Origin of the sequence: Citrobacter sp. Res13-Sevr-PEB04-36 (assembly GCF_015672735.1) — a bacterium.
GTDB lineage: Bacteria > Pseudomonadota > Gammaproteobacteria > Enterobacterales > Enterobacteriaceae > Citrobacter.
Genome location: NZ_JADABY010000070.1, coordinates 64,933 through 79,075, shown reverse-complemented (window position 1 = coordinate 79,075; position 14,143 = coordinate 64,933). Strand labels below are relative to the sequence as shown.

Annotated in this window: 14 protein-coding genes, 5 tRNA genes and 1 other RNA gene; 19 read left to right on the top strand and 1 reads right to left on the bottom strand. The window is 51.0% G+C overall.

The features are described from left to right. Positions 1-1,006 precede the first annotated feature (1,006 nt). The 19 genes from cydA (at position 1,007) to pnuC (ending at position 13,137) form a co-directional block, all read left to right on the top strand. A complete protein-coding gene (gene cydA / locus IMQ48_RS20785) occupies positions 1,007-2,575 on the top strand; it encodes a cytochrome ubiquinol oxidase subunit I (RefSeq protein WP_096757823.1) in 1,569 nt (522 codons plus the stop codon). Between the two features lie 15 nt (positions 2,576-2,590). Then, positions 2,591-3,730 carry a cytochrome d ubiquinol oxidase subunit II gene (gene cydB / locus IMQ48_RS20780; protein ID WP_135322616.1) on the top strand — a complete coding sequence of 380 codons (1,140 nt, stop codon included), beginning with the start codon at positions 2,591-2,593 and terminating at the stop codon, positions 3,728-3,730. A gap of 14 nt (positions 3,731-3,744) precedes the next feature. Beyond that, positions 3,745-3,858: a cytochrome bd-I oxidase subunit CydX gene (gene cydX / locus IMQ48_RS20775; protein ID WP_096757821.1), complete on the top strand. Its 114-nt coding sequence runs from the start codon at positions 3,745-3,747 to the stop codon at positions 3,856-3,858. Then, the gene (ybgE, locus tag IMQ48_RS20770; protein WP_196210482.1) at positions 3,858-4,151 is read left to right on the top strand and encodes a cyd operon protein YbgE; all 294 of its coding nucleotides are present in this window, start codon (positions 3,858-3,860) and stop codon (positions 4,149-4,151) included. Before cydX ends, ybgE begins: the two co-directional genes overlap by 1 nt. Before the next feature lie 275 nt (positions 4,152-4,426). Further along, positions 4,427-4,831, top strand: coding sequence for a tol-pal system-associated acyl-CoA thioesterase (gene ybgC / locus IMQ48_RS20765; protein WP_045441116.1), 405 nt, complete (start codon positions 4,427-4,429; stop codon positions 4,829-4,831). Beyond that, positions 4,828-5,520 carry a Tol-Pal system protein TolQ gene (gene tolQ / locus IMQ48_RS20760; RefSeq protein ID WP_135322614.1) on the top strand — a complete coding sequence of 231 codons (693 nt, stop codon included), beginning with the start codon at positions 4,828-4,830 and terminating at the stop codon, positions 5,518-5,520. The genes ybgC and tolQ overlap by 4 nt, the downstream gene beginning before the upstream one ends. 3 nt (positions 5,521-5,523) lie before the next feature. Beyond that, positions 5,524-5,952, top strand: a complete 429-nt coding sequence (gene tolR / locus IMQ48_RS20755; protein WP_005125437.1) for a colicin uptake protein TolR — start codon at positions 5,524-5,526, stop codon at positions 5,950-5,952. 64 nt (positions 5,953-6,016) lie between these two features. Further along, entirely contained in the window at positions 6,017-7,288 is a 1,272-nt protein-coding gene (gene tolA, locus IMQ48_RS20750; protein WP_196210481.1) for a cell envelope integrity protein TolA, read from the top strand. Positions 7,289-7,416: 128 nt separating this feature from the next. Beyond that, positions 7,417-8,709 (top strand): Tol-Pal system beta propeller repeat protein TolB, encoded by a 1,293-nt coding sequence (gene tolB / locus IMQ48_RS20745; RefSeq protein ID WP_196210480.1) that lies wholly within the window; start codon positions 7,417-7,419, stop codon positions 8,707-8,709. Positions 8,710-8,743: 34 nt separating this feature from the next. Further along, positions 8,744-9,262: a peptidoglycan-associated lipoprotein Pal gene (gene pal, locus IMQ48_RS20740; RefSeq protein ID WP_006685431.1), complete on the top strand. Its 519-nt coding sequence runs from the start codon at positions 8,744-8,746 to the stop codon at positions 9,260-9,262. 9 nt (positions 9,263-9,271) lie between these two features. Beyond that, complete coding sequence (gene cpoB, locus IMQ48_RS20735; protein WP_196210479.1) at positions 9,272-10,063, top strand: cell division protein CpoB; 792 nt, start codon at positions 9,272-9,274, stop codon at positions 10,061-10,063. Between the two features lie 165 nt (positions 10,064-10,228). After that, positions 10,229-10,304: transfer RNA gene (locus IMQ48_RS20730), tRNA-Lys, on the top strand. Positions 10,305-10,438: 134 nt separating this feature from the next. Continuing rightward, a tRNA-Val gene (locus IMQ48_RS20725) sits at positions 10,439-10,514 on the top strand. A 3-nt stretch (positions 10,515-10,517) separates the two neighbouring features. Then, positions 10,518-10,593 (top strand) — tRNA-Lys (locus tag IMQ48_RS20720). Between the two features lie 111 nt (positions 10,594-10,704). After that, positions 10,705-10,780: transfer RNA gene (locus tag IMQ48_RS20715), tRNA-Lys, on the top strand. A gap of 47 nt (positions 10,781-10,827) precedes the next feature. Continuing rightward, a tRNA-Lys gene (locus IMQ48_RS20710) sits at positions 10,828-10,903 on the top strand. Between the two features lie 29 nt (positions 10,904-10,932). Beyond that, a non-coding RNA gene (locus tag IMQ48_RS20705) (RtT sRNA) lies at positions 10,933-11,058 on the top strand. Positions 11,059-11,348: 290 nt separating this feature from the next. Then, the gene (gene nadA / locus IMQ48_RS20700) at positions 11,349-12,392 is read left to right on the top strand and encodes a quinolinate synthase NadA (protein ID WP_196210484.1); all 1,044 of its coding nucleotides are present in this window, start codon (positions 11,349-11,351) and stop codon (positions 12,390-12,392) included. A gap of 25 nt (positions 12,393-12,417) precedes the next feature. Continuing rightward, entirely contained in the window at positions 12,418-13,137 is a 720-nt protein-coding gene (gene pnuC, locus IMQ48_RS20695) for a nicotinamide riboside transporter PnuC (RefSeq protein WP_196210478.1), read from the top strand. Here pnuC and zitB read toward each other — a convergent pair. Then, a complete protein-coding gene (gene zitB / locus IMQ48_RS20690; protein ID WP_196210477.1) occupies positions 13,134-14,075 on the bottom strand; it encodes a CDF family zinc transporter ZitB in 942 nt (313 codons plus the stop codon). The two genes, pnuC and zitB, sit on opposite strands and share 4 nt — an antisense overlap. Positions 14,076-14,143: the final 68 nt, after the last annotated feature.

Sequence of the window (14,143 nt, the reverse complement as noted above, 5' to 3'; positions counted from 1 at the left end):
TTTCATTTTGTTATTAATTTCAATAATAAATAACTTGCTATCTTTGTGATCAAAATCTTATTTTGTTACGCACGGTTTTTATGTGGCGCTTTTAATAATTTTAAAAATCAAATTAACTAAATAACTTGTGAACGACGTAACGTTTTTTTATTTATATATCTTATATGTCAGAAGTGTTTTTTGTTAAATTAAAGATAAAAATGATAATGAATTGTTTTGAGCATATTTAATCTTTGGCGCGTAAGCGAAAAGACGGTTGGACCTATAACTTATATTGATGTATTGAGTGATAAGAGGCAGGGTTCTGCATACGGAGCCGATCCCACTTCGTTGAGTCAGCGAATGCGCTCGCATTTCGCTTCCAATTGAGATAGTTACATTTCGGTGTTAACTATTGGTAAAATTAAAATGAATTATTTGTATTAAATAACGGTGATATGGCTTGCTAAAAAAAATCTGTGAGCTACCTAGCAAGAGTGACTCTTTATCTACCCCCCTGAATCTTACCGTCCGGTTGGGTTAAAATATCGTGTAGATTTTAATTAATAACCTATCATTTATGCTAAAGCTGGTTACTTATTGTAAAACAAGTAATTAACATTGCATTCACTAGTCATCCTCATGGCAAACATCATTAACATTAAAGTTGGAAATTGATTTAAATCAATGTTTAAAACTTGGTAAACATACACAAAAGAGGTTAAATTGCTGCAGATCAAATTGGTCTGAGAGTGGTAAATTAGCTATAAATTGATCACTATCGAAAAATGCAAATTTGTCTCGATAAAAACCTGTTTATTGTAAGGATTTTACGGCGTAATATAATTGCGGGATCAATTTGAGTGTTTTATTAACATGTTTGTAACCTTTCATCATTGTCCTTTCTTCAAATGAGAAGAAAGAGCGACGGCGAAAGGACGCAAATAAATTTGTATTGGGGCATGCGTGTGACCCTTTCTAACGGGGTTCACTCTCGGAGTCTTCATGCGATGAGCAAGGAGTCATGATGTTAGATATAGTCGAACTGTCGCGCTTACAGTTTGCCTTGACCGCGATGTACCACTTCCTGTTTGTGCCACTAACGCTAGGTATGGCGTTCTTGTTGGCCATCATGGAAACGGTCTACGTCCTTTCCGGCAAACAGATTTATAAAGATATGACCAAGTTCTGGGGCAAGTTGTTTGGTATCAACTTCGCTCTGGGTGTGGCTACCGGTCTGACCATGGAGTTCCAGTTCGGGACTAACTGGTCTTACTATTCCCACTATGTTGGGGATATTTTCGGTGCGCCGCTGGCGATCGAAGGCTTGATGGCCTTCTTCCTCGAATCCACCTTTGTAGGTCTGTTCTTCTTCGGCTGGGATCGTCTGAGTAAAGTCCAGCATATGTGCGTCACCTGGTTGGTGGCATTGGGTTCTAACCTGTCCGCGCTGTGGATCCTCGTCGCGAACGGCTGGATGCAAAACCCAATTGCAGCGGATTTCAACTTCGAAACCATGCGCATGGAGATGCTGAGCTTCTCTGAACTGGTGCTTAACCCGGTTGCACAGGTGAAATTTGTTCACACTGTGGCGTCTGGTTATGTCTGTGGCGCGATGTTCGTTCTGGGTATCAGCTCTTACTATATGCTGCGCGGTCGTGACTTTGCGTTTGCTAAGCGTTCATTTGCCATCGCTGCTAGCTTCGGTATGGCTGCCATTCTGTCTGTTATCGTTCTGGGTGATGAATCCGGCTACGAAATGGGCGATGTGCAGAAAACCAAACTTGCCGCGATTGAAGCTGAATGGGAAACCCAGCCTGCACCGGCATCCTTTACGCTGTTCGGTATTCCGGACCAGGATGCGCAGGAAAACCATTTTGCGATTCAAATCCCTTACGCGTTGGGCATCATTGCCACCCGCTCTGTTGATACACCGGTCATTGGTCTGAAAGACCTGATGGTGCAGCACGAAGAGCGTATCCGTAACGGGATGAAAGCGTATCAGCTGCTGGAGGAACTGCGTGCGGGCTCCACCGATCAGGCCGTTCGTGATCAGTTCAACAGCATGAAGAAAGACCTGGGATACGGTCTGCTGCTGAAACGCTATACCGATAAAGTGACCGATGCGACCGAAGCACAAATTCAGCAGGCAACGAAAGATTCCATTCCTCGTGTGGCACCGCTGTACTTCGCGTTCCGTATCATGGTGGCGTGCGGCATTCTGATGCTGGCTATCATCGCTGTCTCCTTCTGGACCGTAATTCGTAACCGTATCGGTGAGAAAAAATGGCTGCTGCGCACGGCGCTGTATGCGCTTCCGCTGCCGTGGATTGCCATCGAGTCCGGTTGGTTTGTTGCAGAGTACGGGCGTCAGCCGTGGGCGATTGGTGAAGTGCTACCGACAGCCGTGGCGAACTCGTCGCTGACTGCGGGCGATCTGATCTTCTCGATGCTGTTGATTTGCGGCCTGTATACCCTGTTCCTGGTGGCTGAACTGTACTTGATGTTTAAGTTCGCACGCCTTGGCCCGAGCAGCCTGAAAACCGGTCGTTATCACTACGAGCAGTCCACTGTGACTTCTCAGCCGGCACGCTAAGACAGGAGTCGTCAAATGATCGATTATGAAGTATTGCGTTTTATCTGGTGGCTGCTGGTTGGCATTCTGCTGATTGGTTTTGCAGTCACTGATGGTTTCGACATGGGGGTGGGCATGCTCACCCGTTTCCTCGGTCGTAATGATACCGAGCGTCGAATTATGATTAACTCCATCGCCCCACACTGGGACGGTAACCAGGTTTGGCTCATCACGGCGGGTGGCGCATTGTTCGCTGCCTGGCCGATGGTGTATGCCGCTGCGTTCTCCGGCTTTTATGTGGCGATGATTCTTGTGCTGGCATCCTTGTTCTTCCGTCCGGTCGGTTTTGATTACCGTTCTAAGATTGAAGACATGCGCTGGCGCAACATGTGGGACTGGGGCATCTTTATTGGTAGCTTCGTTCCGCCGCTGGTCATTGGCGTAGCGTTCGGTAACCTGCTGCAAGGGGTTCCGTTCCACATGGATGAGTACATGCGTTTGTACTACACCGGTAACTTCTTCCAGTTACTGAATCCGTTTGGTCTGCTGGCCGGTGTGGTAAGCGTGGGTATGATCATTACTCAGGGCGCGACCTATCTGCAGATGCGTACTGTGGGTGAACTGCACCTGCGTGCACGTACTACCTCTCAGGTTGCCGCGTTGGTGACCCTGGTGTGCTTCGCGCTGGCCGGTGTCTGGGTGATGTACGGTATTGACGGTTATGTTGTGACCTCTGCACTGGATCACCATGCAGCCTCTAACCCGATGACCAAAGAAGTGGCGCGTGTTGCGGGCGCATGGATGGTGAACTTTAACAATGCACCTATCCTGTGGCTGGTTCCTGCTCTGGGCGTAGCCCTGCCGCTGCTGACCATCCTGACTTCTCGTATGGAGAAAGGGGCATGGGCGTTCGTCTTCTCTTCACTGACGTTGGCCTGCATCATCCTGACGGCAGGTATCGCAATGTTCCCGTTTGTGATGCCATCCAGCACCATGATGAACGCAAGTCTGACAATGTGGGATGCTACCTCCAGCCAGAGAACATTGAACCTGATGACCTGGGTCGCGGCGGTATTTGTACCGATCATTCTGCTCTACACCAGCTGGTGTTACTGGAAGATGTTCGGCCGCATTACCAAAGAAGACATTGAAAACAACACCCACTCTCTGTACTAAGTAAGGAGCTAAAAATGTGGTATTTCGCATGGATTTTGGGAACGCTTCTTGCCTGTGCATTTGGGATAATCACAGCACTGGCGCTTGAGCATGTCGAGGCAGGCAAAGCTGGGCCAGAAGAAAGCTAATGATCAACATTATCGCGATGGTATATAACGCGATGGACAAGCGCCCGTTACGGGCGCTTTCTTTAGTCATGGCGTTAGTGCTGGCAGGCTGCATATTCTGGGACCCCTCACGCTTCGCGGCAAAAACCAGTGAACTGGAAATCTGGCATGGCCTTCTGCTGATGTGGGCAGTTTGCGCTGGCATTATTCATGGTGTTGGATTTCGCCCCCGCTCGGTGCACTGGCAGGGTATCTTCTGCCCGCTGATAGCCGACATCGTACTGGTGGTTGGTCTGATTTTCTTCTTCTTTTGAATAAGAAACATCCTTAAATATTTATGGGCTTGCATAAGCCCATAAATATTTACTCTCCGTTTACTTTCCCCCATTCCAAAGCATCATTCCCGCGCGTATAGTAGCATCGGTTAAAAGTTCTAACTTTTGTTGCATTACCGGGATGTAAAGTGAATACAGCGCGATATACAAACGACATTCTTGATGCATCGCGGCGGCACGAACGCGCGTCACCTGGAACTTACAAAAGTAAGCGACCGGTGTGAGTGGGCGAGGCCAACAAAGAGGCAGTAAGAATGAATAAGTATATTTTTCGATGGCCGGTTCGTGTCTATTATGAAGACACCGATGCCGGTGGGGTGGTTTACCACGCCAGTTACGTTGCTTTTTATGAAAGAGCACGCACAGAGATGCTGCGTCATCATCACTTCAGTCAGCAAGTATTGCTGGCCGAACGTGTCGCCTTTGTGGTGCGCAAGATGACCCTGGAATACTTTGCGCCAGCCAGGCTCGACGACATGCTCGAAGTCCAAACCGAAATTACGTCAATGCGTGGTACCTCATTGGTTTTCACGCAACGCATTGTCAACGCGGAGAACACCGTGCTGAATGAAGCCGAAGTTCTGATTGTTTGCGTTGATCCACTCAAGATGAAGCCTCGTGCGCTTCCCAAGTCTATTGTCGCGGAGTTTAAGCAGTGACTGACATGAATATCCTTGATTTGTTCCTGAAGGCAAGCCTTCTGGTTAAACTTATCATGTTGATTTTGATTGGTTTCTCAATCGCATCCTGGGCCATTATTATCCAGCGGACCCGTATTCTTAATGCCGCTTCGCGTGAAGCAGAAGCGTTTGAAGACAAGTTTTGGTCCGGCATTGAGCTATCGCGCCTGTATCAGGAAAGCCAGGGGCGTCGTGATAATTTGGCGGGCTCTGAACAAATTTTCTACAGCGGGTTCAAAGAGTTTGCACGGCTGCATCGAGCAAATAATCATGCGCCAGAAGCGGTTGTTGAGGGGGCGTCCCGTGCGATGCGTATCTCGATGAACCGTGAGCTGGAAACGCTGGAAACGCATATTCCGTTCCTCGGCACAGTCGGCTCGATCAGCCCGTATATCGGTCTGTTCGGTACCGTTTGGGGGATCATGCACGCGTTTATCGCTCTGGGCGCGGTAAAACAGGCAACGCTGCAAATGGTTGCGCCAGGTATCGCAGAAGCATTGATTGCAACGGCTATCGGTCTGTTTGCGGCAATCCCGGCGGTTATGGCTTACAACCGACTGAATCAGCGCGTGAATAAACTGGAACTGAATTACGACAACTTTATGGAAGAGTTCACCGCGATTCTGCACCGCCAGGCGTTTACCAGTAGCGAGAGCAACAAGGGGTAAACCATGGCCAGAACGCGTGGACGAGGTCGTCGCGAACTCAAGTCCGAAATCAATATTGTACCGCTGCTCGACGTACTGCTGGTGTTGCTGCTGATCTTTATGGCCACAGCGCCGATCATTACTCAGAGCGTGGAAGTCGATCTGCCGGATGCGACCGAATCTCAGGCCGTCAGCAGCAACGACGAGCCTCCGGTCATTATTGAAGTTTCCGGTGTTGGGCAGTACAGCGTGGTGGTTGAGAAAGACAGAATGGATCAACTGCCACCGGAGCAGGTTATTGCGGAAGCGAAAAGCCGCCTGCAGACCAATCCGAAAACGGTCTTCTTAATCGGTGGTGCGAAAGACGTGCCTTATGATGAAATAATTAAAGCGCTGAACTTGTTACACAGTGCAGGCGTAAAATCGGTTGGCTTGATGACGCAGCCAATCTGATGTCTGCGTATTCCTGGCTTGAAAGATAGCGCGTAACAGGCGAACAGTTTTTTGGGAACCGAGAGTGTCAAAGGCAACCGAACAAAACGACAAGCTCAAACGGGCGATAATTATTTCAGCGGTGCTGCATGTCATTTTATTTGCGGCACTGATCTGGAGTTCGTTCGATGAGCACATTGATGCTTCAGGCGGCGGTGGCGGTTCGTCTATTGACGCCGTTATGGTCGATCCTGGTGCCGTTGTTCAACAGTACGACAGGCAACAGCAGCAGCAGGCAAGTGCGAAACGCGCAGAAGAACAGCGTGAAAAGCAGGCGCAGCAGCAGGCCGAGGAACTTCGTGAGAAGCAGGCGGCCGAGCAGGAACGACTGAAGCAGCTTGAGAAAGAACGTTTAGCCGCGCAGGAAAAAGTGCGCGAACAGACGGAACAGCAAAAACAGGCTGAAGCCGCGGCGGCGAAAGCGCAGGAGCAACAGAAGCAGGCTGAAGAAGCGGCGGCGAAAGCGGCTGCGGACGCAAAGGCCAAGGCGGATGCTCAGGCGAAACAAGCTGCAGATGCTGCGAAGAAAGCCGCTGCTGACGCACAGAAAAAGGCGGAGGCTGACGCTGCTGCAAAAGCTGCTGCTGATGCGAAGAAAGTCGCTGAGGCTCAAGCGGCCAAGGCTGCTGCAGACGCAGCGAAAAAAGCCCAGGCAGAGGCCGCTAAGCAAGCTGCTGCCGAGAAGGCCGCCGCAGAGAAAGCTGCTGCAACTGCAGAGAAAGCCGCAGCCGCGAAAGCTGCCGCGGCTGAAAAAGCAGCAGCAGATAAAAAAGCCGCTGCTGATAAAGCGGCTGCCGACAAGAAAGCAGCTGCCGCAGAAAAGGCCGCCGCAGACAAGAAAGCTGCCGCTGATAAAGCCGCTGCTGCCAAAAAAGCTGCAGCGGAGAAAGCCGCGGCAGCCTCTGGCGTTGACGAACTGTTCGGTGACTTAAGCTCCGGTAAGAATGCACCGAAATCGGGTGGTGGAGCGAAAGGTAGCGGACAACCGTCGAAAGACAGTGGTACAAGTGGTGCAAACGGTGGTGCATCGGGTGCGGATATCAGCGCTTACGCGAAGCAAATTCAGGTCGCGATTCAGAGCCGTCTGTTTGATGCGGGCCTCTACCAGGGTAAACAATGCGTATTGCATATTAACCTGGCACCGGATGGACGCTTAAAAAGTGTGACATCTGAAGGTGGTGACCCTGCGCTCTGCCAGGCTGCGTTAGCAGCGGCGAGATCGGCAAGTATTCCTAAACCGCCTAACCAGGCTGTTTATGAAAAGATAAAAGACGCCAAGCTGGACTTTAAACTGTAACCGTTTTTCCGCATTTTCGGACGAAAACAGTCTAAGGTTGAGACAGAGTTCTGGTAGTTTTGTGTATTTGAGTTTGTTAACATTCTGCTAAATTATCGTGGGCTTCTCGTCCAGATAAGGGAGATATGATGAAGCAGGCATTACGAGTAGCATTTGGTTTTCTGATGCTGTGGGCAGCGGTGCTGCATGCAGAAGTACGTATCGAGATCACCCAAGGGGTGGACTCGGCACGCCCGATTGGTGTTGTCCCGTTCCAGTGGGCAGGGCCGGGTGCTGCACCTGAAGATATCGGCGGTATCGTGGGCGCTGACCTGCGTAACAGCGGTAAATTCAACCCGTTAGATAGGTCTCGTCTGCCTCAGCAGCCGGGTACTGCGGCAGAGGTTCAGCCTGCGGCATGGTCCGCGTTGGGTATTGATGCTGTGGTTGTTGGCCAGGTTACGCCAAATCCGGACGGTTCCTACAGCGTGGCTTATCAGCTGGTGGATACCGGTGGTGCGCCGGGTACCGTACTGGCTCAGAACACCTATAAAGTGAACAAACAATGGCTGCGTTACGCGGGCCATACCGCCAGTGATGAAGTGTTTGAAAAACTGACCGGTATTAAGGGCGCATTCCGTACCCGTATCGCGTACGTTGTTCAGACCAACGGCGGTCAGTTCCCGTACGAATTACGCGTGTCTGACTACGACGGCTACAACCAGTTCGTGGTCCATCGCTCACCGCAGCCGTTGATGTCTCCGGCCTGGTCTCCGGACGGTTCTAAACTGGCATATGTGACCTTTGAAAGCGGCCGTTCTGCGCTAGTTATCCAAACACTGGCTAACGGTGCGGTGCGTCAGGTTGCTTCGTTCCCGCGTCACAATGGTGCACCGGCATTCTCTCCGGATGGTAGCAAACTGGCTTTTGCCCTGTCTAAAACCGGTAGCCTGAATTTGTATGTGATGGACATTGGCTCGGGTCAAATTCGTCAGGTCACTGATGGTCGCAGCAACAACACGGAACCGACCTGGTTCCCGGACAGCCAAAACCTGGCCTTTACTTCTGACCAGGCCGGTCGTCCGCAGGTATACAAAGTTAACGTCAACGGCGGTGCTCCGCAGCGCATTACCTGGGAAGGTTCGCAAAACCAGGATGCGGATGTCAGCAGTGACGGTAAATTTATGGTAATGGTAAGCTCAAACAGTGGGCAGCAGCACATTGCCAAACAAGATCTGGTAGCGGGTGGCGTACAAGTTTTGTCGTCAACGTTCCTGGATGAAACGCCAAGTCTGGCACCTAACGGCACTATGGTAATCTACAGCTCTTCTCAGGGGATGGGATCCGTGCTGAATTTGGTTTCTACAGATGGGCGTTTCAAGGCGCGTCTTCCGGCAACCGATGGTCAGGTTAAATTCCCTGCCTGGTCGCCGTATCTGTGATAATAAATAATTGATTAATAAAGGAATCATTGAAATGCAACTGAACAAAGTGCTGAAAGGGCTGATGATTGCTCTGCCTGTTATGGCTATTGCGGCATGTTCTTCTAACAAGAACGCCAGCAATGACGGCAGCGAAGGCATGCTGGGTGCCGGCACTGGTATGGATGCAAACGGCAGCGGCAACATGTCTTCCGAAGAGCAAGCGCGTCTGCAGATGCAACAGCTGCAGCAGAACAACATCGTTTACTTTGATCTGGACAAGTACGATATCCGTTCTGACTTCGCTGCAATGCTGGATGCACACGCTAACTTCCTGCGTAGCAACCCGTCTTACAAAGTCACCGTAGAAGGTCATGCGGACGAACGTGGTACTCCTGAGTACAACATTTCCCTGGGTGAGCGTCGTGCGAACGCCGTTAAGATGTACCTGCAGGGTAAAGGCGTTTCTGCTGACCAGATCTCCATCGTTTCTTACGGTAAAGAAAAACCTGCAGTACTGGGCCATGACGAAGCGGCTTACTCCAAAAACCGTCGTGCCGTACTGGTTTACTAAGAGAATTGCATGAGCAGTAACTTCAGACATCACTTGTTGAGTCTGTCGTTACTGGTTGGCATAGCGGCCCCCTGGGCCGCTTTTGCACAGGCGCCAATCAGTAGTGTCGGCTCAGGCTCGGTCGAAGACCGTGTCACTCAACTCGAGCGTATTTCTAACGCTCACAGTCAGCTTTTAACCCAACTTCAGCAACAGCTCTCCGATAATCAGTCCGATATTGATTCCCTGCGTGGTCAAATTCAGGAAAGTCAGTATCAACTGAATCAGGTTGTTGAACGCCAGAAGCAGATCTTGACGCAGATGGACAGTCTTAGCGGTGGTGGTACGCCTGCGGCACAGTCAGCAGCTGGCGACCAGAGCGGGGCTGCGGCCCCAGCCGCGGATGCAGGCGCTGCTGCTGCAACGTCAGGCGTTCCAGCGAGCTCTGGCGATGCGAATACCGATTACAATGCGGCAATCGCACTGGTGCAGGATAAATCCCGCCAGGATGACGCGATCGAGGCATTTCAGAACTTCATCAAAAATTACCCTGATTCCACCTACCTGCCGAATGCGAATTACTGGCTGGGACAGTTGAATTACAACAAGGGTAAAAAAGATGATGCTGCGTTCTATTTTGCATCGGTAGTTAAAAACTTCCCTAAGTCACCTAAGGCTGCAGACGCGATGTTTAAGGTCGGCGTCATCATGCAGGACAAAGGTGACACAGCAAAAGCTAAAGCGGTTTATCAGCAGGTTATCACCAAATACCCTGGTACTGATGGCGCGAAACAAGCGCAAAAACGCCTCGGCGCGATGTAATGCACACCATGCGACCAGAAATCGTGTTATTTCTGGTCGCGTCGTGTGATTCCTAATCAGTTGAGTTATTTACATCGAAATTTTTGTTGCGCTAAAATCTGAAATCAGTAATATATGCCGCCGTTGCCAAGGGATATCAAACAGCCCGAAAGCGGCAAAAAAAGTGGGGCGTTAGCTCAGTTGGTAGAGCAGTTGACTTTTAATCAATTGGTCGCAGGTTCGAATCCTGCACGCCCCACCAACACGTTTCGGTGGAAACGGAAGTAAGACGTGAAGGATAACGTTGCTTTAGCAACGGCCCGTAGGGCGAGACGAAGTCGAGTCATCCTGCATGCCACCACTAACTTAGTAGTAAGCAGTATCCAGCGTAGTATCGGGTGATTAGCTCAGCTGGGAGAGCACCTCCCTTACAAGGAGGGGGTCGGCGGTTCGATCCCGTCATCACCCACCACTCGGGGCGTTAGCTCAGTTGGTAGAGCAGTTGACTTTTAATCAATTGGTCGCAGGTTCGAATCCTGCACGCCCCACCAATATTAACATCGTACTCAGGTGTTAAACGTGAAGGATAACGTTGCTTTAGCAACGGCCCGTCATTATTTTTGGTGGTTCCGAGTAAAAAACATTTCAGGCAACACCCATATGGGGCGTTAGCTCAGTTGGTAGAGCAGTTGACTTTTAATCAATTGGTCGCAGGTTCGAATCCTGCACGCCCCACCAATATCGCGGTGGGTTCCTGAAAAGAGTAAAGCAGTAAACCCCATATGGGGGCGTTAGCTCAGTTGGTAGAGCAGTTGACTTTTAATCAATTGGTCGCAGGTTCGAATCCTGCACGCCCCACCAGTGTAAAAAGGCGCCCTAAAGGCGCCTTTTTGCTATCTGCGATATATAAGATTCGAACCTGCAGTAGGTTCGGGGCTCACGCAGTGAGACAACGGAGCCGTTTACGGCGACGGCCCGGAGGGCGAGCGAAGCGAGTCATCCTGCACGCCCCACCAGTGTAAAAGAGGGCGCTGGCGGCGCCTTTTTGCTATCTGCGATTTATAAGATGCGAACCTACTTTCCTGATGGTGCCGCGCTTATCAGATCTACGAAGCTACAAATCGACACCGTACCTGTAGGCCGGATAAGACGCCAGTCGCCATCTGGCATCATCCAACGCAATTATTGTGACTTTTTTACGCCAATCCGCTATCTTGTTTAGCATATAAAACAAATCTAACCGATTATGGCGTACGTCACGCTTTTACTCGGTTATTTCGTTAAGCCAGTAAAACGAGAAAGCATGATGAGCGTGATGTTTGACCCTGAAGCCGCAATTTATCCGTTTCCGCCCAAGCCAATGCCGCTGAGCGCGGATGAAAAACAATTTTATCGCGAGAAAATCAAACGCCTGTTAAAAGAGCGCGATGCCGTGATGGTGGCGCACTATTATACCGACCCGGAGATCCAACAACTGGCAGAGGAAACCGGAGGTTGTATTTCTGATTCTCTGGAGATGGCGCGATTTGGATCAAAGCATTCAGCCTCTACGTTGCTAGTGGCGGGCGTTAGATTTATGGGCGAAACGGCCAAAATCCTTAGCCCGGAAAAGACCATTCTAATGCCGACGCTACAGGCGGAATGTTCATTAGATCTGGGTTGCCCAATCGACGCGTTCAGCGCGTTTTGTGATGCGCACCCGGACCGTACTGTCGTGGTGTATGCCAACACGTCGGCCGCAGTGAAAGCGCGCGCGGACTGGGTGGTGACGTCCAGCATTGCGGTTGAACTTATTGAGCATCTGGATAGTTTAGGTGAAAAAATCATCTGGGCTCCGGATAAGCATCTGGGCAACTACGTGCAAAAACAGACCGGGGCCGATGTTCTTTGTTGGCAAGGGGCCTGTATCGTCCATGACGAATTCAAAACACAGGCATTAACGCGCATGAAAGGGTTATATCCCGACGCAGCCGTGCTGGTACATCCTGAATCGCCTCAAGCAATAGTCGATATGGCCGATGCCGTGGGGTCGACGAGCCAGCTCATCAACGCGGCAAAAACGTTACCGCATAAGCAGCTTATCGTGGCGACTGACCGGGGTATTTTTTACAAAATGCAGCAGGCTGTGCCGGACAAAGAGCTTCTTGAAGCGCCAACGGCCGGTGAGGGGGCAACCTGTCGCAGCTGTGCGCATTGCCCGTGGATGGCGATGAATGGCCTCAAAGCGATTGCTGAGGGCCTTGAGCAAGGTGGGGCAGCACATGAGATACAGGTTGATGAAGCGCTGCGAGAAGGGGCTCTATTACCGTTAAACCGCATGCTGGAATTTGCGGCTACACTACGAGCTTAAATAAATCATTGCTCTGGGGGAAAAGATGGATTTTTTTAGCACGCAGAATATTTTGGTTCATATCCCGATTGGCGCGGGGGGATACGACCTGTCATGGATTGAAGCGGTAGGGACCGTTGCCGGTTTACTGTGTATTGGTTTGGCAAGTCTTGAGAAAATCAGCAACTATGTCTTTGGTCTGATAAACGTCACGCTGTTTGCGATCATCTTCTTTCAGATCCAACTCTACGCCAGCCTGCTATTACAGGTATTCTTTTTTGCCGCCAATATCTACGGCTGGTATGCCTGGTCTCGTCAAACCAGCCAGAATGAGGCGGAGCTGAAAATTCGCTGGCTGCCGCTGCCGAAAGCGCTAAGTTGGCTGGCGGCTTGCGTGGTGGCGATTGGTCTGATGACGGTATTTATCGACCCGGTTTTCGCATTTCTGACCCGCATGGCCGTGAACATTATGCAAGGGCTGGGATTACAGGTTGCCGCACCTGAATTGCAACCCGATGCATTCCCGTTCTGGGATTCCTGCATGATGGTGCTGTCGATTGCGGCGATGATCCTGATGACGCGGAAATACGTCGAAAACTGGCTGCTGTGGGTGATCATTAACGTCATCAGCGTGGTGATCTTCGCCTTGCAAGGTGTGTATGCGATGTCGCTGGAATACATGATCCTCACTGTTATTGCGCTTAACGGCAGCAGGATGTGGATGAACAGCGCGCGTGAACGTGGCTCACGCGCGCTCTCCCATTAGTGATGGTGATGTGAATGGCCGGACAGCCCTTGATACAGGTGGCAGTCCGGCCCGTTGCATGGCTGATATTCCATCTGGATCGTTGCGTGTTCAATCTGATAATGATGCGTCAGGAAATGCTGAATGCGTTCCAGCAACGCGTCGTGATCGTGCGGGGGAACCACCTGCACATGTAGTGTCATCACCGGTTTTTCACCCACCATCCAGACATGCACATGGTGTACGTTGCGAACTTCGGGAATATCCCGGCTGAGGTGGCGCTGCAGCGCGGGAATATCCAGTGCCAACGGTGCGCCTTCGAGTAATTCGTTCACGCTATCTTTCAATAACCGCCAGGCGCTACGCAGCACCAGCACGGAAACCAGAATCGACAGGATCGGATCCGCTGGCGTCCAGCCTGTCCAGATAATGATCAACGCCGCGATGATCGCGCCGACCGAACCCAGTAAATCGCCCATTACGTGCAAGGCCGCGGCGCGAACATTGAGGTTCTTCTCCTCGCTCCCGCGATGCAGCACCCAAAAGGCAAGAACGTTAGCCAGTAGACCTGCCACGGCAATCACCATCATCATGCCGCCAGCTACCGGTCGCGGGGTATAGAAGCGCTCTATCGCCTCCCAGACGATTAAAATGGTGATCACCACTAGCGCTATAGCGTTCACAAATGCGGCCAGCGTCGTGAGCCTCAGCCAGCCGAACGTGTGTCGGATGGTCGGCGGTCGGCGAGCAAACCTGACGGCCAGCAGTGCAAAAAGCAGCGCGGCTGCATCTGTCAGCATATGGCCGGCGTCCGCCAGCAGCGCCAGCGAGCCTGACAGGATCCCGCCGACTACCTCCACGAACATAAATCCCGCCGTTATGCAGAAGGCGAACAGCAGTCGACGGGCGTTATTATCTTGGGGTTGGTCATGGGAAGTGGGTGTATGTGAGTGCGCCATAATGTCATCCCTTTGTTATTCTCATCATTACTGTATGACATCATACCGGGTTTGGGCTGACAAAATTA

Bases quoted from the DNA above. Each gene is read 5' to 3' on its own strand.
- cydX (WP_096757821.1), top strand. From the start codon at position 3,745: ATGTGGTATTTCGCATGGATTTTGGGAACGCTTCTTGCCTGTGCATTT.
- cydA (WP_096757823.1), top strand. From the start codon at position 1,007: ATGTTAGATATAGTCGAACTGTCGCGCTTACAGTTTGCCTTGACCGCG.
- ybgE (WP_196210482.1), top strand. From the start codon at position 3,858: ATGATCAACATTATCGCGATGGTATATAACGCGATGGACAAGCGCCCG.
- ybgC (WP_045441116.1), top strand. From the start codon at position 4,427: ATGAATAAGTATATTTTTCGATGGCCGGTTCGTGTCTATTATGAAGAC.
- cpoB (WP_196210479.1), top strand. From the start codon at position 9,272: ATGAGCAGTAACTTCAGACATCACTTGTTGAGTCTGTCGTTACTGGTT.
- cydB (WP_135322616.1), top strand. From the start codon at position 2,591: ATGATCGATTATGAAGTATTGCGTTTTATCTGGTGGCTGCTGGTTGGC.
- pal (WP_006685431.1), top strand. From the start codon at position 8,744: ATGCAACTGAACAAAGTGCTGAAAGGGCTGATGATTGCTCTGCCTGTT.
- nadA (WP_196210484.1), top strand. From the start codon at position 11,349: ATGAGCGTGATGTTTGACCCTGAAGCCGCAATTTATCCGTTTCCGCCC.
- tolB (WP_196210480.1), top strand. From the start codon at position 7,417: ATGAAGCAGGCATTACGAGTAGCATTTGGTTTTCTGATGCTGTGGGCA.
- pnuC (WP_196210478.1), top strand. From the start codon at position 12,418: ATGGATTTTTTTAGCACGCAGAATATTTTGGTTCATATCCCGATTGGC.
- tolR (WP_005125437.1), top strand. From the start codon at position 5,524: ATGGCCAGAACGCGTGGACGAGGTCGTCGCGAACTCAAGTCCGAAATC.
- zitB (WP_196210477.1), bottom strand. From the start codon at position 14,075: ATGGCGCACTCACATACACCCACTTCCCATGACCAACCCCAAGATAAT.